A 666-nucleotide genomic window follows, 5' to 3' on the forward strand; every position below is an offset into this window, starting at 1 on the left:
TCTGCCCCACCTGCATGTCGTTGGGCACGAAGCCGGCGTCCACCGCCGCCCGCGAGGCGCCGATCGCCGCGCCGAGCTTGTCGGCGATGCCGTCGAGCAGCGCGAAGTTCTCGCCGCTGCCCATGCCGCGCCCGCCGGAGATCACCACCTTGGCGGCACCCAGCTCCGGCCGGTCGCTTTCGGCCAGCTGCTCGCCGACAAAGGACGACAGGGCGTTGTCCACCACGGTGTCGATCGCCTCGACGGGGGCGCTGCCCTGATCTTGTGAAGAGCCGCCGACCGCATCGAAGGCGGTGGCGCGCACGGTGATCACCTTCAGGGCGTCAGCGCTCTGCACGGTGGCGATGGCGTTGCCGGCGTAGATCGGGCGCTTGAAGGTGTCGGCGCCCTCCACCGCGATGATCTCGGAAATCTGCGCCACGTCCTTGAGCGCGGCGAGGCGCGGCAGCACGTTCTTGCCGGTGGTCGAGGCCGCCGCCAGCACGTGGGAATAGTCGTCGGCCAGCGCCACCAGCAGCTCGCCCAGCGGCTCGGCCAGCTGGTGGGCATAGACGGCGGCATCGGCAACGCGCACCTTGTTCACCCCGTCGAGCCTGGCGGCCGCCTCGGCGATGGCGCCGACGTTCTCGCCGGCCACCAGCACCTCGATATCGCCGCCGCTCTCCT

At 70.9% G+C, this 666-nt stretch carries 1 protein-coding gene; it reads right to left on the minus strand.

The genetic code is table 11. The features are described 5' to 3' along the window. A partial coding sequence (locus tag CCD76_RS19460; protein ID WP_087721121.1) for an electron transfer flavoprotein subunit alpha/FixB family protein occupies positions 1–666 on the minus strand: 666 nt, incomplete at both ends.

The sequence above is a fragment of the Salinicola salarius genome (assembly GCF_002179555.1).
Classification (GTDB): domain Bacteria; phylum Pseudomonadota; class Gammaproteobacteria; order Pseudomonadales; family Halomonadaceae; genus Salinicola; species Salinicola salarius_A.